The 20182-nt window shown below is 70.5% G+C and carries 19 protein-coding genes and 3 pseudogenes; 16 read left to right on the forward strand and 6 right to left on the reverse strand.

All coding sequences use genetic code 11. The features are described from left to right. Positions 1-325: hypothetical protein (locus IE145_RS33615; protein WP_229825978.1), on the reverse strand; the 325-nt coding region annotated here is incomplete at its 3' end. On the opposite strand from IE145_RS33615, the gene IE145_RS31025 reads away from it, so the two are divergent. The 8 genes and pseudogenes from IE145_RS31025 to IE145_RS31065 all read left to right on the forward strand — a co-directional run bounded on the left by IE145_RS31025 (position 230) and on the right by IE145_RS31065 (position 8322). After that, positions 230-1507 carry an alpha/beta fold hydrolase gene (locus tag IE145_RS31025; protein ID WP_373296653.1) on the forward strand — a complete coding sequence of 426 codons (1278 nt, stop codon included), beginning with the start codon at positions 230-232 and terminating at the stop codon, positions 1505-1507. The two genes, IE145_RS33615 and IE145_RS31025, sit on opposite strands and share 96 nt — an antisense overlap. Positions 1508-1647: 140 nt before the next feature. Then, a complete protein-coding gene (locus IE145_RS31030) occupies positions 1648-2892 on the forward strand; it encodes a cytochrome P450 (protein WP_189528759.1) in 1245 nt (414 codons plus the stop codon). A gap of 537 nt (positions 2893-3429) precedes the next feature. Continuing rightward, positions 3430-3793: pseudogene (locus IE145_RS33880) on the forward strand (transposase); the annotation flags it as partial. Between the two features lie 143 nt (positions 3794-3936). After that, the gene (locus tag IE145_RS31045) at positions 3937-4158 is read left to right on the forward strand and encodes a hypothetical protein (protein ID WP_189528794.1); all 222 of its coding nucleotides are present in this window, start codon (positions 3937-3939) and stop codon (positions 4156-4158) included. A gap of 522 nt (positions 4159-4680) precedes the next feature. Beyond that, positions 4681-5946: a bifunctional 3-oxoadipate enol-lactonase/4-carboxymuconolactone decarboxylase PcaDC gene (pcaDC, locus tag IE145_RS31050; protein ID WP_444545684.1), complete on the forward strand. Its 1266-nt coding sequence runs from the start codon at positions 4681-4683 to the stop codon at positions 5944-5946. A 12-nt stretch (positions 5947-5958) separates the two neighbouring features. Continuing rightward, positions 5959-6612, forward strand: coding sequence for an MBL fold metallo-hydrolase (locus tag IE145_RS31055; RefSeq protein WP_109180672.1), 654 nt, complete (start codon positions 5959-5961; stop codon positions 6610-6612). 42 nt (positions 6613-6654) lie between these two features. Next, the gene (locus IE145_RS31060; RefSeq protein WP_032767892.1) at positions 6655-7434 is read left to right on the forward strand and encodes an exodeoxyribonuclease III; all 780 of its coding nucleotides are present in this window, start codon (positions 6655-6657) and stop codon (positions 7432-7434) included. A gap of 144 nt (positions 7435-7578) precedes the next feature. Next, a complete protein-coding gene (locus IE145_RS31065) occupies positions 7579-8322 on the forward strand; it encodes a Clp protease N-terminal domain-containing protein (RefSeq protein WP_189528761.1) in 744 nt (247 codons plus the stop codon). Positions 8323-8356: 34 nt separating this feature from the next. Here the strand turns inward: IE145_RS31065 and IE145_RS31070 are convergent, their stop codons facing one another. After that, complete coding sequence (locus IE145_RS31070; protein WP_189528762.1) at positions 8357-9136, reverse strand: SDR family NAD(P)-dependent oxidoreductase; 780 nt, start codon at positions 9134-9136, stop codon at positions 8357-8359. A gap of 109 nt (positions 9137-9245) precedes the next feature. On the opposite strand from IE145_RS31070, the gene IE145_RS31075 reads away from it, so the two are divergent. The 5 genes from IE145_RS31075 to IE145_RS31095 all read left to right on the forward strand — a co-directional run bounded on the left by IE145_RS31075 (position 9246) and on the right by IE145_RS31095 (position 13068). Continuing rightward, a complete protein-coding gene (locus tag IE145_RS31075; protein ID WP_189528763.1) occupies positions 9246-9686 on the forward strand; it encodes a DUF6278 family protein in 441 nt (146 codons plus the stop codon). Between the two features lie 143 nt (positions 9687-9829). Next, positions 9830-10573 carry an amino acid ABC transporter ATP-binding protein gene (locus IE145_RS31080; protein ID WP_189528764.1) on the forward strand — a complete coding sequence of 248 codons (744 nt, stop codon included), beginning with the start codon at positions 9830-9832 and terminating at the stop codon, positions 10571-10573. A 10-nt stretch (positions 10574-10583) separates the two neighbouring features. Continuing rightward, positions 10584-11513 carry a glutamate ABC transporter substrate-binding protein gene (locus tag IE145_RS31085; protein WP_189528765.1) on the forward strand — a complete coding sequence of 310 codons (930 nt, stop codon included), beginning with the start codon at positions 10584-10586 and terminating at the stop codon, positions 11511-11513. A 17-nt stretch (positions 11514-11530) separates the two neighbouring features. Continuing rightward, positions 11531-12175, forward strand: coding sequence for an amino acid ABC transporter permease (locus tag IE145_RS31090; protein ID WP_189528766.1), 645 nt, complete (start codon positions 11531-11533; stop codon positions 12173-12175). Continuing rightward, positions 12172-13068: an amino acid ABC transporter permease gene (locus tag IE145_RS31095; protein WP_189528767.1), complete on the forward strand. Its 897-nt coding sequence runs from the start codon at positions 12172-12174 to the stop codon at positions 13066-13068. Before IE145_RS31090 ends, IE145_RS31095 begins: the two co-directional genes overlap by 4 nt. Before the next feature lie 31 nt (positions 13069-13099). Here the strand turns inward: IE145_RS31095 and IE145_RS31100 are convergent. Further along, positions 13100-13303 (reverse strand): annotated as a pseudogene (locus tag IE145_RS31100) (CocE/NonD family hydrolase C-terminal non-catalytic domain-containing protein); the annotation flags it as partial. Between the two features lie 51 nt (positions 13304-13354). Then, positions 13355-14563: a L,D-transpeptidase gene (locus IE145_RS31105; protein ID WP_189528768.1), complete on the reverse strand. Its 1209-nt coding sequence runs from the start codon at positions 14561-14563 to the stop codon at positions 13355-13357. A gap of 217 nt (positions 14564-14780) precedes the next feature. On the opposite strand from IE145_RS31105, the pseudogene IE145_RS31110 reads away from it, so the two are divergent. Then, positions 14781-15870 (forward strand): annotated as a pseudogene (locus tag IE145_RS31110) (lipid II flippase MurJ); the annotation flags it as partial. 11 nt (positions 15871-15881) lie between these two features. On the opposite strand, the gene IE145_RS31115 reads toward IE145_RS31110, so the two are convergent. After that, the gene (locus tag IE145_RS31115; protein WP_189528769.1) at positions 15882-16625 is read right to left on the reverse strand and encodes a hypothetical protein; all 744 of its coding nucleotides are present in this window, start codon (positions 16623-16625) and stop codon (positions 15882-15884) included. A gap of 105 nt (positions 16626-16730) precedes the next feature. On the opposite strand from IE145_RS31115, the gene ggt reads away from it, so the two are divergent. Beyond that, a complete protein-coding gene (gene ggt / locus IE145_RS31120) occupies positions 16731-18548 on the forward strand; it encodes a gamma-glutamyltransferase (RefSeq protein ID WP_189528770.1) in 1818 nt (605 codons plus the stop codon). 79 nt (positions 18549-18627) lie between these two features. Beyond that, positions 18628-19371 (forward strand): glycoside hydrolase family 75 protein, encoded by a 744-nt coding sequence (locus tag IE145_RS31125; RefSeq protein WP_189528771.1) that lies wholly within the window; start codon positions 18628-18630, stop codon positions 19369-19371. A 33-nt stretch (positions 19372-19404) separates the two neighbouring features. Here IE145_RS31125 and map read toward each other — a convergent pair whose 3' ends face one another. Next, the gene (gene map, locus IE145_RS31130; protein ID WP_189528772.1) at positions 19405-20172 is read right to left on the reverse strand and encodes a type I methionyl aminopeptidase; all 768 of its coding nucleotides are present in this window, start codon (positions 20170-20172) and stop codon (positions 19405-19407) included. Positions 20173-20182 lie beyond the last annotated feature (10 nt).

Here is a 20182-nt window from a genome sequence, read left to right on the forward strand (position 1 = left end):
TCTGGGTCGTGCGTCGCTGACTTCTGAGCGGTTTGTGGCTGATCCTTTCGGTGGTGCTGGTGGGCGGATGTACCGGACGGGGGACATCGCGCGGTGGCGGGTGGATGGGGAGCTGGAGTTTCTGGGGCGGGCGGATCATCAGGTCAAGCTCCGTGGTCACCGGATCGAGTTGGGTGAGATCGAGACGGTGTTGGGGGAGGTTCCCGAGGTCGGGCAGGCCGCTGTGGTCGTGCGTGAGGATTCGGTCGGTTCGCAGCAGCTCGTCGCGTATGTCGTGGCCGCGCCGGGTGGGCCGGTTCCCCTTGTGGGTGGGCTGCGTGCCCATGTCGGGGGGAGTCTGCCCGAGTACATGGTGCCTGCTGCGTATGTGGTCCTGGACGCGCTGCCGTTGACTCCCAACGGCAAGCTCGACCGTGCGGCTTTGCCGGCTCCCGAGTTCGGCACCGCGGCGGGACGCGGACCGCGCACACCGCGCGAAGAGGTCCTGTGCGGCCTGTTCGCCGAAGTGCTCGACCTGCCCAAGGTGGGCATCGACGACAACTTCTTCGAACTCGGTGGCAACTCGATTCGGTCGGCCCTGTTGGTCAACCGCGTCCGCACCACCTTCGCGGCCGACATCCCGCTGCGCGTGCTGTGGGACGCACCGACGGTCGCCCAGCTCGCGGAGCGGTTCTCCGTCGGCGCCTCGGACGGAGACGACGAACAGTTCGGCGTTCTGCTGCCGCTGCGCACCGGCGGCGAGGGTGCCCCGCTCTTCTGCGTGCACCCTGTCGGCGGCCTGAGCAGCGTCTACGCCGGCCTGTTGCGGTACGTCACCGGCCGCCCGGTCTACGGCCTCCAGTCGCGGGGCCTGGCCACGGCGGAGGAACTCCCGGACACCATGGAGGACATGGCGGCGGACTACCTGGCCCATATGCGCAGGGTCCAGCCCCAGGGCCCCTACCACCTCCTCGGCTGGTCGATGGGCGCGAACATCGCGCAGGCCATCGCCCTCCTGCTCGAGCAGGAGGGCGAAGAGGCCGCGGTGCTGATCTCCCTGGACAAGGTCCCGGTCACCGAGGCGCCGGCCGGGGACGAGGCCGCCATCGACGAACAGGACGTCTACGCCGGTCTGCTGTCGATGGTCGGGGCGGACCCGGCCGAACTCGGCGAAGGCCCGCTGACCGCGGAGCTGACCTGGGAGATCCTCGAACGCGCGGGCAGCGCGCTGGCCGGCATCGAGCGCGGCCACGTCTCCCGGTTCGCCGAGGTGGCCGCGAACAACCGGCGGATCGAGGTGAGCTGGCGTCCCGCGCCGGTCCGGACCACGGTCCTCGCGTTCGTCGCCACACCCGACCCGGTCGCCGACCGGCACCTCGTACGGCAGTCCGCCGAGGCCTGGCGCCCGTTCGTGACCGGCCCGGTCGAGACGTACCAGGTGACCGCCGCTCACGCGGAGATGACCAGGCCCGGGCCGATCGCCGAGATCGGACGGGTGCTCGCCGAGCGCCTTGCCGACTTCAAGTGACGTCGGCTCTCGCCCGCTGACGGCGGCCCGGCCGGACGCATTGACCGGCCGGGCCGCCGTCCGCCCCTGATGTGCCACGACCGTTCATGACCGCGCCCACGAACACGACCGCCACGCACGACGAGACGAGAAGCCGACGCATGAAGACTCCGACCCGCTTCCTGGCCGAGGACCTCGGCACGGTCAACCTCGCCGACCCGGCGACGTACCACTCCCACGACCTTGCGGGGTACTGGCGCACGCTGCGCACCGAACGACCGGTCTTCCGGCACTCGGAGTCCCCCCAGGGGCCGCCCTTCTGGGTGATCTCCCGCTACGCCGACGTCATGAACATCTACCGCGACGGCGATCGCTTCGTCTCGGCCAAGGGCAACCTGCTGACCACGCTCCTCAACGGCGGTGACTCGGCCGCCGGCAAGATGCTCGCCGTCACCGACGGCACCCGGCACCGTGAGGTACGCAAGGTGCTGTTGAAGGCGTTCTCACCCAAGAAACTCGACCAGGTGGCCGACCGGGTGCGTCGCAACACCCGCGCCCGGGTCGCCTCCGTGGTCGAGCGTGGCTCCTGCGACTTCGCCTCGGACGTCGCCGTGCACATCCCGATGACCACGATCTGCGATCTGCTGGGTGTTCCCGAAGAGGACCGGGACATGCTGCTCAAGCTCAACAAGTCGGCCCTCAGTTCCGATGACCCGGATGCGACCGAGGACGACGAGCGCATGGCCCGCAACCAGATCCTCATGTACTTCTCCGAGCTGGCCGAGGAGCGCCGTGAGGACCCGCAGGACGACGTGATCAGTGCGCTGGCCACCGCGACGATCGACGGAAAGGAACTCACCGAGGACGAGATCGTCTTCAACTGCTACAGCCTGATCATCGGCGGTGACGAGACCAGCCGACTCTCCATGATCGGCGGAGTGCAGGCGTTCACGGAGTTCCCGGACCAGTGGGAGGCCCTGCGTACCGGAGCGGTGAGCGTCGAGTCGGCCACGGAGGAGATCCTCCGCTGGGTCACACCCACCATGCACTTCGGCCGGGTCGCCCGCTACGACACCGTCCTGCACGGAGAACTGATCAAGGCCGGTGACCCGGTGACGCTCTGGCACAGTTCGGCCAACTTCGACGAGGAGACCTTCGGCGATCCGTACAGGTTCGACCTCGCCCGGACGCCGAACAAGCACGTGACATTCGGTTACGGACCGCACTTCTGCCTCGGCGCCTACCTGGCCAGGGTCGAGATCGCCGCGCTGTTGACGAACCTGGTCGAGATGGTCTCCCGGATCGACCTCTCCGGCGAGGTCGTCAGGATCCACTCCAACTTCCTGAGCGGGATCAGCGGCCTCCCTGTCATGTTCACCCCCTCGGGGGCATTTCGCGGCGTCTGAGCGCGGCTCCCGGACGTACCGCGTGGCGGGATCCGGCTCTCCATGCGCCCGGTCCCGCGTACGCGGTGGAACGTCTCGGAGATGTGCACGATCACCCGGCACGGCCGGTTGCCGGTTGTTGTACCCCCCCGGCGCCCCCGGTGCCCGCCCTCTGGCCGGTGGGGCGGCCCGCTGTCCGACGCCGAGGTAGTCGCTGCCTTCGAGCAGACCGCTGCCGGCATCCGAGAACGCATTCGCGAGCTGGGTTTCTCCGGAACAGGGGCGTTCTATGTGTGGCACGACGAGCAGGCAGGGCGGCTCCGGTGCTCGACCGGCTCCGTGCCTGCGGATGAGTCGCCGTTCAACGGCCCCTACGTGGTTTCCGGCCAGCTGGCTCCGGTCGTCGAGAGGTTTCTGGCCGACAGCACGCCCGGCATCGTCGCCTGGCCGGATCTGGACGACGCGGAGAGTCGCCCGGAGCAGGCCGGGGCAGAGCCTGAGATTCCGTACTTGCGTGTCCGGACCAGCAGCGTCGGGACCTCACTGAACGCCTGTGCTGTGAAGCCCCCGGTGGAGTTGGCACTCCTGCCCGAGCGCCGGCGTGGGCACGGAGCCGGTTACGGCGGTTGAACCACGGTCGGCTCGACCTCGACCGGCTGTGGACGGTACCGGCCGGCCGGTACCGCGTTTCGACGCCCGGCATCTGGTCCTGGCGGTCGACGTGTCGCCAGGGCTACGCACGGACGCACTGTGCTCGGCGGAGCGCCTGTTCTGCTACGTCTACGGCCGGGCGAAGACCGCATCACAGGTCATTCCGGGCCGACCCCGTTCCTTCGTGGCCGCGCTGGAGCCGGGCGCCACGTTCTGGACCGCGATCCCGGACGCGGTCCGGCTCGGCCCAGCGGACGACGCGGTAGAAGTGTGGATGCTGTGGTCTTTCGAGAGCGGACGCATTCGGGGTATGCGTGCCGGAACTCCGCTCAGTGTGACATCCGTGGGCATGACGCTTGCTCGGCTGAAGACGTTTTGTACCGAGCCGTCACCAAAGGGCTTGTCACTACGAACGTGGCAGAGAATTGGCACATCCTACGTAAGGCGCGCAAGGCGGAGCGGAAGACCAGGGAAGTAGTTCCGCCGTGGGATGTTACGGAAGTTCAGAAGTCCGTTGAGGTAATGCGGGTGGATCGGCTCTCTGCTCCGCTGCTGCTCTCGCTCATGGGCCTGATTCCGGCAGAAGTCCGTGGAATGCGCTGGGAGCTTATCGACCTGGAGAGCGAAACCTTCTGATCGCCAGCGCCCGCACCATGAGGGAATCTGACCGTGGCGGAGAAGGTCACCAGGTCAATGGCGAGCGACAGAGCACTCCCGTGACCCCGCCATGGTGGCCACCGCTCTCCGGTGGTTCAAGGCGATTCGGGCGGCTGAGAGGCCCGCGCTGGGGGCTGACTGCGTCGACTCCAGCCATATGGCCGTGAACGAAACCGAGGCGATCCTCACCGCCGGGCAACTCCGTACACGGACCTATCTGCTCATGGCGATTGCAATGCCGCGTCGAGTGCGTTTCCATTACGCCCGCGCCTCGTGTTTTACCTAGCTCGCCAACAATGCGGTGCTTGATCATATTCCTGCTGGGTGGGCCGGACACACCAACATCAAGGCCACCAGGGGCTGGTACGTGAAGCCGGATGTTGAAGACCTGCGGGGGGTCGCTCAGGCTTTGGGTGGCCTCGTCACGGCGGAGGGCGGGGTGCGTGAGGAATTGTGAGATGTGGGAGTGTGTGAGACGTGAGTGAGACCAAGATCGAAACGATGAAGTACCAGGTGGATGGCCCTGAGGATGCACCTTGGCTGGTGCTCGGTCCTAGCCTCGGTACTACATGGCACATGTGGGACCGCCAGATCCCCGAGCTGTCCCAGCACTGGCGGGTCTTCCGCTACGACCTGCCCGGCCACGGTGGCGCGCCCGCCCACGCCGCCGACTCCGTCTCCGAACTGGGCGACCGGCTGCTCGCGACCCTGGACGGACTCGGCGTCCAGCGCTTCGGCTACGCGGGCTGTTCGATCGGCGGGGCGATCGGCGCGGACCTGGCCCTGCGCCACCCGCACCGGGTCGCCTCGCTGGCGCTCGTCGCCTCCTCGCCCCGGTTCGGCACGGCCGACGAGTTCCGCCGGCGCGGGGTGATCGTCCGCACCAACGGCCTGGAGCCGATGGCCCGCACCGCGCCTGAGCGCTGGTTCACCCCCGGCTTCGCCGCCGCGCAGCCCGCCATCGTGGAGTGGGCCGTCCAGATGGTCCGCACCACCGATCCCGGCTGCTACATCGCCGCCTGCGAGGCGCTCGCGGCGTTCGACATCCGCGGTGCCCTGGACCGGATCGGCGTCCCCACCCTCGTGCTCGTCGGGGCTGAGGACCAGGTCACCGGGCCCGCCGAGGCCCGGACCCTGGTCGCCGGGATACCGGACGCCCGCCTCGCCCTCGTCCCCGGTGCCTCCCACCTCGCGCCCGTGGAGCAGCCCGCCGCCGTCAGCGACCTGCTGCTGATGCACTTCTCCACCGCCTGGCAGCAGGACACCTCGGCCGCGATCCCCGTGCTGCCCCACGTCACCGCGCCCGCCGCGCCCGCCGCGCCGTTCGTCCCGGTGGCCGAGATCACCCCGGCCGCCGCAGCGCCCGACGCCGTCGCGCCGACCCCGGACCACCGGTACGAGCAGGGCATGAAGGTCCGCCGAGAGGTGCTGGGCGACGCACATGTCGACGCGGTGAACGACCTGGCCGACGCCTTCACCGAGGACTTCCAGGAGCTGGTCACCCGCTACGCCTGGGGCGAGGTCTGGAGCCGCGACGGCCTCGACCGCCGCACCCGCAGCGTCATCACGCTCACCGCGCTCGTCGCCTCCGGTCATCTGGAGGGCCTGGCCGCGCACACCCGGGCCGCCCTGCGCAACGGTCTGACGCCCGCCGAGATCAAGGAAGTTCTGCTCCAGAGTGCCGTCTACTGCGGCATCCCGGCCGCCGGAGCCGCCTTCGCCGTGGCGCAGGAGGTGATCCAGGAGGAAACCACCCCGCCCACGTAGCAGGATGGGGCCATGAACGCATCGCCGGGGGCACTCACCCTCACCAAGAAGACCCACTCCTGCGTCCGGATCGAGAAGGAGGGGCGGACCCTGGTCATCGATCCCGGAGGCTTCTCCGAGGACGACGCGGCGCTCGGCGCGGACGTCATGCTGGTGACGCACGAGCACCCCGACCACTTCAACGAGGCGCGGCTGCGCGCGGGCCTGGAGGCCAATCCCGCCGCCGAGATCTGGACGCTCCGCAGCGTCGCCGAGCAGCTCTCGGCCGCCTTCCCGGGCCGGGTGCACACCGTGGGCGACGGGGACGCCTTCTCCGCCGCCGGATTCGACGTCACCGTGCACGGCGAGCTGCACGCGGTGATCCACCCGGACATCCCCAGGATCACCAACGTCGGCTTCCTCGTGGACGGTTCGGTCTTCCACCCCGGCGACGCGCTCACCGTCCCCGAGCGCCCCGTGGACACCCTGCTGCTGCCGGTGATGGCCCCCTGGAGCAAGATCTCCGAGGTCATCGACTACGTACGCGAGGTGAAGCCGCGGCGCGCCATCGACGTCCACGACGCCCTGCTGACCGATCTGGCCCGCCCGATCTACGACAACCAGATCGGGGCCCTGGGCGGCGCGGACCACGGCCGGCTGGCCCCGGGCGGCACCACCGAGCTGTGAGCCCGGCGGCCGCTGTCAGTGGGAGCGGCTAGGTTGGCTGCCATGCGCATCGCCACCTATAACGTCAATTCGATCACCGCCCGGCTGCCGAGGCTTCTGGCCTGGCTGGAGAGCAGCGGCACCGATGTGCTGTGCATCCAGGAGACCAAGTGCACGGCGGAGCAGTTCCCCGCCGAAGCCCTGCGCGAGGCGGGGTACGAATCCGCGGTCAACGCCACGGGCCGGTGGAACGGGGTCGCGCTGCTCTCCCGCGTCGGCCTCGCCGACGTCGTCACCGGGCTGCCCGGCGGCCCGGAGTACGACGGCGTGCAGGAGCCCCGCGCGATCTCGGCGACCTGCGGCCCGCTGCGCCTCTGGTCGGTGTACGTGCCCAACGGCCGCGAGGTCGAGCACGAGCACTACGCGTACAAGCTGCGCTGGCTGGAGGCCCTGCGGAAGGCCGTGGCGGCGGACGCCGCCGGGTCGCTGCCCTTCGCGGTCCTGGGCGACTTCAACGTGGCCCCGACCGACGAGGACGTCTGGGACCCGGCGCTGTTCGAGGGTGCCACGCATGTGACGCCCGCCGAGCGCGCCGCCCTCGCGGCCCTGGAGGCGGAGGGCCTGAGCGAGGTCCACCCCCGCCCCCTGAAGTACGACCGCGCCTACACCTTCTGGGACTACCGCGAGCTGCGGTTCCCCAAGAACAAGGGCATGCGGATTGACCTGACCTTCGGCAACGCGCCGTTCACCGCCGCCGTCAAGGACAGTTACGTCGACCGTGAGGAGCGCAAGGGCAAGGGCGCGTCCGACCACGCTCCCGTGGTGGTCGACCTCGACCTCTGAGCGGAAGCGGGCAGGGGGCGGGCGGAGACGGGCGGAGACGGGCCGGTAGTGAGCGCAAGGGCCTGTTCACAGGGAGGCGGGAGGCCGCGCAGCACGTGACAACCTAAGGTTGACACCCTCGGGGTGTCAACCTACGGTTGTCACATGACGCAGCCTCTTCCCGTCACCCCTTCCGTACGCCTCGACGACCTGATCGAGGCCATCAAGAAGACCAACGACGACGCCCTGGAGCAGCTCTCCGGCGCGGTCCTCGCCGCCGACCACCTCGGAGACGTGGCCGACCACCTCATCGGCCACTTCGTGGACCAGGCCCGCCGCTCCGGCGCTTCCTGGACCGACATCGGCCGGAGCATGGGGGTCACCCGCCAGGCCGCCCAGAAGCGCTTCGTGCCCAAGAAGGGCGAGGGCTCATCGGAGCTGGACCCGAACGAGGGCTTCAACCGCTTCACCCCGCGCGCCCGCAACGTGGTGGTCGCCTCCCACAACGAGGCCCAGGCCGCCCGGCACGCCGAGATCGTCCCCGCCCACCTGATCCTCGGCCTGCTCGCCGAACCCGAGGCCATCGCCGCCCGCGTCCTCGTCGGACAGGGCGTGCGGCCGGACGCCCTGCGGGCGGCGGCGACCGCCGCGCTGCCCGCCCCGGTGGACGAGGCGCCCGAGCTGATCCCGTACGACGCCGACGCCAAGAAGGTCCTGGAGCTGACCTTCCGCGAGGCCCTGCGTCTCGGCCACAACTACGTCGGCACCGAGCACATCCTGCTGGCGCTGCTGGAGTTCGAGGACGGCTCCGGCGTGCTCACCGGCCTCGGCCTGGGCAAGGAGGCCGTGTCCGCGGCTGTGGAGCGGGCGGTGGGTGAGGCGGCCGGGGCTCTCCGGCAGGAGTCCTGAGGCCCCGACGGCCCCGCGTTCCTGGGCGGCGGGCTCAGTGTGCCGAGAATCCGCCGTCCACGAACAGCGACTGCCCGGTGACGTACGCCGAGGAGCGCCCCGCCAGGAAAACGGCGGCCCCCGCGAAGTCGTCCGCGAGGCCGTTGCGGCCGATCAGGGTCCGGGCGGCCAGCGACGCGACCTTCTCCGGATCCGACTGGAGGTGCGCGTTCAGCGGGGTCAGCACGAACCCGGGCACCAGGCTGTTCACGGTGACCCCGTGCGGCGACCACGCCTCGGCCTGCGAGCGGGTCAGTGACTCCAGGCCGCCCTTGGACACTCCGTAGGCGCCGCTGCTCACGAAGGCCCGGTGCGCCTGCTGCGACGTGACGTGGATGATCCGCCCGTACCCCCGCTCGGCCATGCCCGGCCCGAACCGCTGCCCCAGCAGGAACGGCGCCTTCAGGTTCACCGCCATCGTGGTGTCCCAGACGTCCTCACCCAGCTCGGTCATCGGCGGGCGCAGATTGATCCCGGCGCAGTTCACCAGGATGTCCGGCTCCCCGAAGGCCGCCGCGGCCTCCTCCGCCCCCGCGCGCACCCCTCCGGAGGTGCTCAGGTCCGCGCTGACCCAGGCGGCCCGGCAGCCCTCGGCGGTCAGCTCGTCCACGGTCGACCGCAGCTCGGCCTCCCGGCGGGCCACCACGACGACGCTCGCTCCGGCCCGGGCCAGGGCGCCGGTGATCGCCCGGCCGATGCCGGAGCTGCCGCCGGTGACCACCGCCACCCGGCCTTCCAGCGAGAACAGTTCCGCGACGTAGGTCTGTGCACTCATGTACGCACCTTAGATACGCGCTCGGATTCACGGTCGGGGCGGGGTGGGGGACCGGTGAACGCCGCGCGCCCTGTGGTGCGGAACCTGGCCGGGATGGGACCCTAGTGGTATGAACATCCCTTTCTTGGACAACTGGCGTAAGCGTCAGGGTGGTACGCAGTCGGGCACGCTCGCCGCCGCCGTCGAGACGGACCCCGACGGTGTGGCCGAGCTGCTCGCCGAATGCGAACTGCTGCGCGTCCGGGCGGGGCAGCAAGGACTCGAACTCGACGACACCCCCGCCTCGTTGACCGCGCTCGACCAGCTGCCGCCCCGCTGGCGCGACGACCCCGAGGAACTGCCCTGGCTCGGCAACGACGCCGGTCTCTATCTCGGCACGGTGATCGTGCGGACGGTGCCGGGCGCCGCGTGGGACATCTGGCCGAGCGGTCAGCCCGTGGTGCGGCTGGAGTCGGGGCGGGAGATCGACGTCGTCTCGGCCGGACTCGACTGGGCGGTGGCCGGCAGTCCGGAGCTCTCCCAGGTGTACGCGGAGTCCGCCGAGAACTGAACAGGGCCGGAGGGGGCCGCTCTCCTCGGCTAATCCAGTTAAAAAGCCTTTTGCGCCATTTACGCGTGTCGGGTGCGAAGTCCCTTTTCGCGATGGATAGTTTGCGCTGACCTCGACACAGCGACAAGTGGGTAGGGCAGCGCATGGCCGTCGATCCTTTGATCGAACTGAGGGACGTCAACAAACACTTCGGGGAGTTGCACGTACTTCGGGACATCAATCTCACCGTCGGCCGCGGGGAGGTGGTGGTGGTCATCGGCCCCTCCGGCTCGGGGAAATCGACCCTGTGCCGGGCGATCAACCGGCTGGAGGCGATCGAGTCCGGCAGCATCACGATCGACGGCAGACCCCTCCCCGCCGAGGGCAAGGGGCTGGCCCAGCTCCGCGCCGAAGTCGGCATGGTCTTCCAGTCGTTCAACCTCTTCGCCCACAAGACCGTGCTGGACAACGTGTCGCTGGCGCAGCTCAAGGTCCGCAAGCGCAAGAAGGAGGAGGCCGACCGGCGCTCCCGCGAACTGCTGGAGCGGGTCGGGCTGGCCGCCCACGCCGACAAGTTCCCCGCCCAGCTCTCCGGCGGCCAGCAGCAGCGCGTGGCCATCGCCCGCGCCCTGGCCATGGACCCCAAGGCACTCCTGTTCGACGAGCCGACGTCGGCGCTCGACCCGGAGATGATCAACGAGGTCCTGGAGGTCATGCAGCAGCTGGCCCGGGAGGGCATGACGATGATCGTGGTCACCCACGAGATGGGCTTCGCCCGCTCCGCCGCCAACCGCGTGGTCTTCATGGCCGACGGCTGCGTCGTCGAGGACCGCGTCCCGGAGGACTTCTTCACGTCCCCGTCGAGCGACCGCGCCAAGGACTTCCTGTCCAAGATCCTCAAGCACTGAGGGGGATTCCGTGTTGCGTACGAGGAACACGCGTACGGGCAGGGCCGCCGCTCTCGTGGCCGGTCTCCTGCTCGCCGCACTCGCCGCGGGCTGCGGCAAGGACGGCAGCCCGCCGGTCAAGGGCCCCAAGGCGGAGGCCCTGCCGGTGTACCAGGTCGACACCGCCTTCGACCTGCCCGACTCCCGCACCTGGACCAAGGCGAAGAGGCGCGGCTATCTCATCGTCGGAGCCAAGGAGGACCAGCCCTACCTGGGGGAGAAGGACCCGGCGAGCGGGACCTACTCCGGGTTCGACATCGAGATCGCCCGCATGATGGCCGCCTCGATCGGCTTCGACCCGAAGACGATCCGCTTCCGCACGATCGCCTCCGCCAACCGCGAGACGGCCCTGCAGAACGGCCAGATCGACTACTACGTCGGCACCTACACCATCAACGACATGCGCAAGAAGCTCGTCGGCTTCGCGGGCCCCTACTACATGGCCGGCCAGGGACTGCTGGTGCGCACCGACGAGGACGACATCAACGGCCCCCAGGACCTGGCGGGGAAGACCGTCTGCTCGGCGGCCGGCTCCACGCCCTACCAGCGGATCGCCGCCGACTACCCCCGGGCGACCCTTGTCGCGTACGACACGTACTCGATCTGCGTCGACAACCTCCTCACCTACCAGGTCGACGTCGTCACCACCGACGACGCGATCCTGCTGGGCTTCGCCGCCAAGGCGCCCGACGAGATGAAGGTCGTCGGCAAACCCTTCTCGCAGGAGCCGTACGGCATCGGCGTACCGCGCGGCGACAATGCCCTGCGCAACGCCCTCAACGACGCCCTGGAGGCCAACGAGCGAGACGGCAACTGGAAGAAGGCGTACGAAGCGACGCTCGGCCTCTCCGGAGCGCCCGCGCCGACCCCGCCGCCCATCGACCGCTACCCGGCGACCTGAGGGGACGCGCCTCACCCATGGACGTACTGACAGAGAACTTCTCCCTCTACGGCAAGGGCTTCCTCGGCACCGTCGAACTGACCGTCTACGCCTCGGCGCTGGCGCTCGTCCTCGGCTTCCTGATGGCGTCCTGCCGGGTCGCGCCCGTCGGCTCCCTCCGGGTGCTGGGCACGGTCTGGGTCACCGTGCTCCGCAACACCCCGCTGACGCTGCTGTTCTTCGCGGTCCTGCTCGGCCTGCCCCGCTTCGGGCTCGTCCTGCCGTTCCAGCTCTTCGCCGTCATCGCGCTCGGCTGCTACACCTCGGCGTTCATCTGCGAGGTGCTGCGCTCCGGCATCAACACCGTGCCCAAGGGCCAGGGCGAGGCAGCCCGCAGCCTCGGCATGAACTTCGGCCAGACCCTGAGCAGCGTGGTCCTGCCGCAGGCGTTCCGGTCGGTGATCCCGCCGGTCGGCTCGACCCTGATCGCGCTGGCGAAGAACTCCGCCATCGCCGGGGCGTTCAGCGTCACCGAACTCCTCGGCACCTACAAGACGCTCAACGAACTCGGCTACAGCATCATCTGGTCCTTCGTCTGGATCGCCGTCGGCTACCTGATCATCACCCTGACCATCAGCGCGGTGTTCAACGTGATGGAGAAGCGCTGGGGAGTCGCACGATGACCAAGACCCTCACCCGTAAGGCGTCCCGGGCCTCGGCGCCCGAGGCCACCGCGCTCTACGACATCCCCGGGCCGGAGACCCGCAGGCGGCACCTGATGTACGGGATCGCCTCCACGGTGGTGATCCTGGCGCTGTTCGGCTGGATCGTCTACCTGCTGTTCGACACCGACCAGTTCACCGCGCAGAAGTGGGCGCCCTTCGAGTACAAGGGCATTCAGGAACTGCTGCTGCGCGGGCTTGGCAACACCCTCAAGGCGTTCGCGTACGCGGCGGTCCTCTCGCTCGCGCTCGGCGCGGTCCTCGCCGTCGGCCGGCTCTCCGAGCACCGGGTGCTGCGCTGGATCTCCACCCTGCTGGTCGAGTTCTTCCGGGCCATGCCCGTGCTCGTGATGATCTTCTTCATCTTCGTGGCGCTGAAGGTCCAGCCGCTGCCCGCCCTCGTCACCGGGCTGACCCTCTACAACGGCTCCGTCCTCGCGGAGGTGTTCCGCACCGGGATCAACGCCGTGGACCGGGGCCAGCGCGAGGCGGCGTACGCGCTCGGCATGCGCAAGACCCAGGTCACCACGTACGTCCTCGCGCCGCAGGCGGTACGCGCGATGCTGCCGACCATCATCAGCCAGCTGGTGGTCGCGCTGAAGGACACCTCGCTCGGCTATCTGATCACCTACGAGGAATTCCTCCACGCCGGAAAGCTGATCGCGTCGAATCTCGACTATGATCTTCCCTTCATCCCCGTCGTGATGGTGATCTCGCCGATCTACATCGGGATGTGCATGCTGCTCTCGTGGTTCGCCACCTGGGTGGCCAAGAGGCAGCGGCGCAACCTGAAAACCAGAGCGGTCGGGGTCGCCCCGGCCGAACCGGGGACGCTGCTGCCGGGAGGGCAGTAGCCGGGCAGTGCCCGCCGGCAGCAGTCGGTGATCACTTCTCGCGCGGCGGGACCGGGAGATGACCCGGGTCCGTTCCGGGCGAGGAGAAGGTCAGCTGCGCGCCGGTCGGGTCGTGCCCGATGTACAGCGGATCGACGGTGTCGATCACCAGGACGAGCCGGTGACCGGCCGGGACGTCGTAGGCCGTGGAGAAGGGCTCCAGGACTACGGGGAACGGCCGGCCCGGCTTCGTGCCCGGTGACCGCATTGCGCGGCTCGTTCGAGGGTGCGAACGGGTGCCACCGGGTCACTTCAGGGCGCTTTTGACCTGCCAGTCCGTCCAGGAGAGATTCCACGCGCCGTAGCCGTTGCCCTCGGCGACCGTGCCCTTGGCCTCCGCGCCGGTCATCTCGAACGGGTCACCCACCCGCACCTGCCCGTACAGCGCGGCGGCGTCGCCGTCGCCCATCCCGAGGCAGCCCGAACTCCGGTTGGCCCGGCCGAAGAAGCCAGCGTTCCACGGTGCCGCGTGGGCGTACATCCCCGACCAGGTCAGCCGCATCGAGTAGTCGACCATCTTGTCGTAGGCGTCGCCCAGGCCCACCGTCTCGGAACGCATGTTGATCGTGCCCTCCTTCGACATCAGGACCGCCGTGCCCCGCCAGGACGCCTTCTCGCCGCCCGGGGTGCCCGCCGACATCGGCAGGTCCATGACCTGCTTCCCGTCCCGGTGCAGGGAGAGCCGATGCCTGTCGAGGTCGACCCTGACCACCTGGGCCGCGCCGACCGTGAACGTCGTCGCGTAGTCGCGGACGAACCAGCCGCCGTCCGCCCCCGTGTCGACTCCGTTCAGCCGCGCGTCCAGGGTGACCTTCGTGCCGGGCTTCCAGTACTCCTTCGGCCGCCAGTCGACACGGTCCTTGCCCGAGTAGTCCTGGAGCCAGCCCCAGGAGCCCTCGGTGTCGTTGGAGGTGGACACCTTCAGGGCCTTCTCCACCGCGGCCTTGTTCTTCACCGGGTGGTCGAAGACGACGGACAGCGGCTGGGCGATGCCCACGGTCGTGTTCTTGCCCGGCGCCAGAGACAGCTTGTTGACCTTCTCGGCCTCGGCGGTGGCGAACGTCGCCCGGTCGCTGCCGCCGTCCGCGTCGGTCGCCTCGACCGTGTACGCGGTGCCCGGCGCGGCGACCCGCTCGGACGTCCAGGTCCGGCCGTCGGCGGATATCCTTCCGGCCAGCGGGTCGCCCTCGCCCGGCTTGACCGACACGGACTTCAGCTTCCCGTGCGCCAGTTCCACCTTCACCGGCTCGCCGGGCGCCGCCGCCTCGCCCCGGAGGTTCACCGTGATCCTGGTGTCGGGGGCCTTGGCGTCCCCGCCCACCTCGGCGGAGCCCGAACCGCCGCCCGAGCACGCGGTGAGCGCGGCGGCGAGCAGCGCCGCGGGCCCGGTCAGGGCGAGCCGGGCCCTTTGGCCGGCCGAAGCGGAACAACGGATGCGCGGGCGTGCGGAACTCACGGAAAGACCTCCAGGGCTGGGTGCTCAACAGCAAAGAGGTGATTTCCCCCATGTCGGGTTCCTCGCACGCACCGGAAAATCCGGTCGCTTTCACCGCGTTACGATCGCCCGTCGGCCGGCACGAGGAACGCGGGGGACCACCAGTGAGCGCGACCACCACCAGCACCACCGGCCCCCCGGGCCGGAGCACCTCGGTGCTGCGCAGCGGGGCCGTGATGGCGGCGGGCTGAACGCGGTCTTCGTCCCCGAACTGGTCCGCGCGGCCAAGGAGCACGCCGACGGCGGAGCCGCGTACACCGACCGGCTGCTCACCCTGTGCACGATCGGCCTCCTCGCCCTCACCGCGCTCGCCGTGGCGGCGGCCCCCGTCGTCGTCGGCCTCTACACCGACTACGACGGCCGCCAGGCGGAGCTGACGATCGCGCTGGCCCGCTGCTGCCTGCCGCAGATCCTCTTCTACGGGCTCTTCACGCTGCTCGGACAGGTCCTCAACGCACGCGGCCGGTTCGGCGCGATGATGTGGGCCCCGGTCCTCAACAACATCCTTATCACCGGGGTGTTCGGCCTCTACATCGCCATCGCCACGAACTCTGACGGCACCCTCACCGACACGCACGCCCGCCTCCTCGGCTGGGGCACCACCGCGGGTACAGCCGTACAGACGCTCGCCCTCATACCCGCGCTGCGCGCCGCGAAGTTCCGCTGGCGGCCCCGGTTCGACCGGCGCGGCAGCGGACTGACCCTGGCCGATACGCGCCGCCGGCTGGCTGGTGCTGCTCGTCCTCACCAACCAGCTCGCGTACTGGGTCGTCACCCGGCTCTCCACCGCCAGCGGGCTCCACGCCGCCGAGCAGAGCGTCGCGGGCGGGGCGGGCTACACCGCGTACAGCTACGCCTATCAGCTCTGGGTCGTCCCGCAGGGCATCATCACGGTCTCGCTGGTCACCGCCCTGATGCCCCGGATGAGCAGGTACGCCGCCGACGGCGACCTCGCCGGGGTGCGGCGCGACGTCGCGTACGCCCTGCGCACCAGCGCCGCCGCCGTGGTGCCCGCCGCCACCGCCCTGCTGGTACTCGCGCCCTGGGTGATCGGCTCCGTCTTCGGGTACGGGCGCACCACCCCCGCCGACATCACGGTGATGGCCGGAATCATGATGGCGCGGATTGCGGAGAGGGCCGGCGACGTGGCGGCGGCCGGGGCCGGGACGCTCGCTCTGCTCCTCGGCGTGGTGCTGCTGGCCAGGCCGCTCGGGATAGGGGAGATCACCGCGATGCCGGCGTCCGGCCGGGCCCGGCTGCGCCGCTGAGGCGGGCCCGGTCAGCCGCGCGCCCGGTGCGAGACGGGCGTACTGGGGGCGGGGGACTGGGCCTCGCGGGTTACATCGCCGACCAGCTCGACCACATCGGGGCCGTACGCCTGGGAGTTGACGACCTTCAGCAGCAGGCAGAACGACTTGTTCCCGTGCTTGCGGCGCAGCTTGTCGTGGTTGCGGGCGACATAACGGGTGGCGGCCTGATTGGTGATGGCCCGCTGACCGCAGAACAGGAAGACCGGGCGGGACTCCTGACCACCTGTCAGCCGTGCGAGCAGGACGTACTCCGAGGTGCCCGGCTCCATCCGGTAGCGTTCCGAGCCGACCTGGAACGCCACCCGGTCCGGCCCCGGGTCCTGCTCGACGTTGATCCGCACCCCGGGCAGCAGGGTCCGCAGATGCGCCGCCATCCGCTGGTTGGACGTCGGGCCGCCGACGCAGTACTCCGTACGCTCCCCGAACCCCTGCTGGGCCGTGTCGTGGGTGACGATCTGCGCGTGGGCCCCGCAGTCCTTGATGAGCGCGGAGAGTTCGAGCAGGGCGAAGGCGTCGTGCCGGTGCACCGCTCCCTCGGCGCCCGCGTAGCGGTTGACGACCAGCAGGCATTCGGAGTTCGACGGCAGCCCGAAGAAGGCCTGTTTGCGCCGGAGCCCCCGCCGCCAGAGATAGGTTCGGGCGAGCCAGCCCAGCGAGGCACTGATCCCGGCGGCTATCACGCCCAGCACGATGTTGCGCACGTCGTCCGTCATGGGCGCGCATGGTATCGGTCATTCGGGTAACCGTTCGAGGCGGTCCTGACGATCCCGGATCCCCGGGGCTACCCTGCGGGCGAGATCCGTTGACTGGAGGTACGTATGCGCCGTTCCGTCGGTCGGAACACGTCCCTGCTGGCCGTACTCGCCGTGGTCGCCTCGATCGGAGCCGCCGCCCCGGCGACCTCGGCGGCAACCACCACGCCACGCCCCGTGCCGCCCAAGTCCCCGGTGGCGGTGGGCCACGGGGGAGCGGTGTCGAGTGTCGACCCGGACGCGTCGGCCGCCGGGATCGAGGTGCTGCGCAAGGGCGGCAACGCGGTGGACGCGGCCGTGGCCACGGCCGCGGCGCTCGGCGTCACGGAGCCCTATTCGGCGGGCATCGGCGGCGGTGGCTACTTCGTCCACTACGACGCGAAGACGCGCCAGGTGCGGACCATCGACGGCCGCGAGACCGCCCCGCGCAGTGCCGACGCCTCCCTGTTCCTGGAGGACGGCAAGCCGATCCCGTTCGAGGAGGGGGTGACGAGCGGCCTGGGCGTCGGCACACCCGGCACCCCGGCCACCTGGGAGCGGGCGCTGGACGCGTGGGGCTCCAAGTCCCTGCGTACGCTGCTAAAACCGGCCGAACGCCTGGCCCGGGACGGCTTCGTCGTGGACGGCACCTTCCGCTCGCAGACGGCCGCCAACCAGGCCCGGTTCGCCGACTTCCCGGCCTCCGCGAAGCTCTTCCTGCCGGGCGGTGAACTCCCCGTCGTCGGCTCGGTGTTCAAGAACCCCGACCTGGCGCGTACGTACGAGAAGCTCGGCCGCGAGGGCGTCGGCGCGCTGTACCGGGGCGCGTTGGCCGACGACATCGTCCGTACGGTGCGCAAGCCGCCCGTCGACCCGGACGCCACCCGGGTCGTCCGCCCCGGCGATCTGACCCGCGAGGACCTGGCCTCGTACCGGACCCTGCGCAAGGACCCGACCCGGGTGAACTACCGGGGCCTGCACGTCTACGGCATGGCCCCTTCCTCGTCCGGCGGCACCGGCGTCGGCGAGGCCCTCAACATCCTGGAGTCCACCGACCTCTCCCGGGCCGACCGGACCCAGTACCTCCACCGGCTCATCGAGGCGAGCCGGATCGCGTTCGCCGACCGGGGCCGCTGGCTCGGCGACCCCGACTTCGAGGACGTACCGACACAGGAGTTGCTGAGTCAGCGCTTCGCGGACTCCCGGGCGTGCCTGATCCGTGACGACAAGGCGCTGACCAGCCCGCTGGCGCCGGGAGACCCGCGAAACCCGGAGCGGTGCGGCAGTGGCGGCACGGCCGCGCCGACGACGTACGAGGGCGAGAACACCACCCACCTGACGACGGCCGACAAGTGGGGCAACGTCGTCGCCTACACGCTGACGATCGAGTCCACCGGCGGCAGCGCCATCACGGTGCCCGGGCGGGGCTTCCTGCTCAACAACGAGCTGACCGACTTCTCCTTCGCGCCTGCCAACCCGGCGGTCCACGACCCGAACCTGCCGGGGCCGGGCAAGCGGCCGCGCTCGTCGATCTCCCCGACCATCGTGCTGAAGCACGGCAAGCCGGTCCTCGCCCTCGGCTCGCCGGGCGGGGCCACCATCATCACGACCGTCCTCCAGTCGCTCACCGGACACCTGGACCGGGGGCTCCCCCTGGTCGACGCGATCGCCGCGCCGCGCGCCAGCCAGCGCAACGCGCCGACGACCGACATCGAGCCGGGCCTGTGGAACAGCCCGGTCCGCGCGGAGCTGGAGAAGCTCGGTCACGCCTTCAGGCAGAACCCGGAGATCGGCGCCGCCACCGGGGTGCAGCGGCTGCCCGACGGCCGCTGGCTGGCGGCGGCGGAAAAGGTGCGCCGTGGCGGGGGCTCGGCCATGGTGGTGCATCCGGGCCGCGGGCACTGAGGCGGGAGGGGGCGCGCCGCCGGACGCCGACACCGGGGCCCGCACGGGCCCTCGCCTACAGGAAGGGCCCTTCCGCACCATGCGTACCCGCCTGCTCGCCCTGACATCCGCCGCCTGCGGCGTCGCGCTCCTCGGAGCGGCGGCGCTGCCCGCGTCCGCGTCCGACCCCGCGTCCGCGTCCGACCCCGCGTCCGCCTTCGGCCGGGACGCGGACGCGGACGCGGACACGGGGCCGGACGAGGTGACCGCCGCCGAACTGCTCGCCGAGGTCCGCGCCTGTTCGCGGATCTCGAAGGGCAGGTACCGCACCGACAGCGGCAGCGCCAAGGCCACGGTCCCGGTCTGCGGCACGCGGGACGCCGTGTTCTGGAAGGCGGACATGGACATCGACTGTGACGGCCGGAAGACCAGGGCCTGCAACCGGAAGACCGATCCGTACTTCCTGCCGGAGACCGCGTTCCAGAGCTCCCGCGGCAAGCCCCTCGACTCCGCCGCGCTGCCCCATGTGGTCGTACCGGGCCCGAGCAAGGTGTGGGACTACCGGCAGTCGGGGCTGACCGGCGGCAGCGTGGTGGCGGTCGTGTACCGGGACCGGGTGCGGTACGGCGTGATCGGCGACACCGGCCCCACGGGCATCATCGGGGAGGCGTCGTACGCCATGGCGAAGGCGCTGGGCATCGACCCCGACCCGTCGACCGGGGGCGCCGAGTCCGGCGTCACCTACATCGCGTTCAAGGACTCCCGTATCTCCCCGATCGAGAGCCGCGCGCGGGCGCGGAGCCGGGGAGCGGCCCTGGCCGGGGAGTTCGTCGGGCGCTCGTAGGCCGGGGCCGGGGTCGCCCGCCCGGAGAGGTGCTCAGAGTGCGGTCAGGACGCGCGGGCCGTCGTTCGTGATCGCCACCGTGTGCTCGGCGTGCGAGGCCCGGCTGCCGTCCGTCGTCCGCAGTGTCCAGCCGTCGGGGTCGTGGCGGAACGCGTCGAGGCCCCCGGCGAGCAGCATCGGTTCGATGGCCAGGACCATCCCGTGCCGCAGCGCCATGCCGCGCCCCGCCCGTCCCTCGTTCGGCACGGAGGGGGCCTCGTGCATGGACCGGCCGATGCCGTGGCCGCCGTAGCCCTCCAGGATGCCGTAGCCCGCGTCGCGGCAGACCGTGCCGATCGCGTGGGCGATGTCGCCGATCCGGTTGCCGACCACGGCCGCGGCGATCCCGGCCGCCAGGGCCTCGTTCGCGGTGGCGATGAGCCGGGTGTCCTCCGGGCGGGCCTCGCCCACGGTGAAACTGACCGCCGAGTCGCCGGCCCAGCCGCCGAGGAGGGCACCCGCGTCCACGCTGACCAGGTCCCCGTCCCGCAGCGGCTCGGCGGAGGGGACGCCGTGTACGACCGCGTCGTTGACGGAGACGCAGATGACGGCCGGGAACGGAGTCGGCGCGAAGTGCGGCTTGTAGTTCAGGAAGGGGGAGCCGGCCCCGGCCTCGCTCAGCACCTCGCGGGCCGCTTCGTCCAGCTCGCGGGGGGTCACGCCGACCGCTGCCACCTCCCGCGCCCGGGTCAGGATCCGCGCGACGACCCGGCCGGCCTCGCGCATCGCGTCGAGCTGTGTGTCTGTCTTGATGTGCACCATGCCCATTACT

This window comes from Streptomyces sindenensis, from assembly GCF_014649035.1.
GTDB lineage: Bacteria > Actinomycetota > Actinomycetes > Streptomycetales > Streptomycetaceae > Streptomyces > Streptomyces sindenensis.

Coding starts and splice junctions, on each gene's coding strand:
- ggt (WP_189528770.1), top strand. CDS start 16,731: ATGCGCCGTTCCGTCGGTCGGAACACGTCCCTGCTGGCCGTACTCGCC.
- IE145_RS31060 (WP_032767892.1), top strand. CDS start 6,655: ATGCGCATCGCCACCTATAACGTCAATTCGATCACCGCCCGGCTGCCG.
- map (WP_189528772.1), bottom strand. CDS start 20,172: ATGGTGCACATCAAGACAGACACACAGCTCGACGCGATGCGCGAGGCC.
- IE145_RS31065 (WP_189528761.1), top strand. CDS start 7,579: ATGACGCAGCCTCTTCCCGTCACCCCTTCCGTACGCCTCGACGACCTG.
- IE145_RS31095 (WP_189528767.1), top strand. CDS start 12,172: ATGACCAAGACCCTCACCCGTAAGGCGTCCCGGGCCTCGGCGCCCGAG.
- IE145_RS31115 (WP_189528769.1), bottom strand. CDS start 16,625: ATGACGGACGACGTGCGCAACATCGTGCTGGGCGTGATAGCCGCCGGG.
- pcaDC (WP_444545684.1), top strand. CDS start 4,681: ATGAAGTACCAGGTGGATGGCCCTGAGGATGCACCTTGGCTGGTGCTC.
- IE145_RS31030 (WP_189528759.1), top strand. CDS start 1,648: ATGAAGACTCCGACCCGCTTCCTGGCCGAGGACCTCGGCACGGTCAAC.
- IE145_RS31075 (WP_189528763.1), top strand. CDS start 9,246: ATGAACATCCCTTTCTTGGACAACTGGCGTAAGCGTCAGGGTGGTACG.
- IE145_RS31125 (WP_189528771.1), top strand. CDS start 18,628: ATGCGTACCCGCCTGCTCGCCCTGACATCCGCCGCCTGCGGCGTCGCG.
- IE145_RS31080 (WP_189528764.1), top strand. CDS start 9,830: ATGGCCGTCGATCCTTTGATCGAACTGAGGGACGTCAACAAACACTTC.
- IE145_RS31090 (WP_189528766.1), top strand. CDS start 11,531: ATGGACGTACTGACAGAGAACTTCTCCCTCTACGGCAAGGGCTTCCTC.
- IE145_RS31055 (WP_109180672.1), top strand. CDS start 5,959: ATGAACGCATCGCCGGGGGCACTCACCCTCACCAAGAAGACCCACTCC.
- IE145_RS31070 (WP_189528762.1), bottom strand. CDS start 9,136: ATGAGTGCACAGACCTACGTCGCGGAACTGTTCTCGCTGGAAGGCCGG.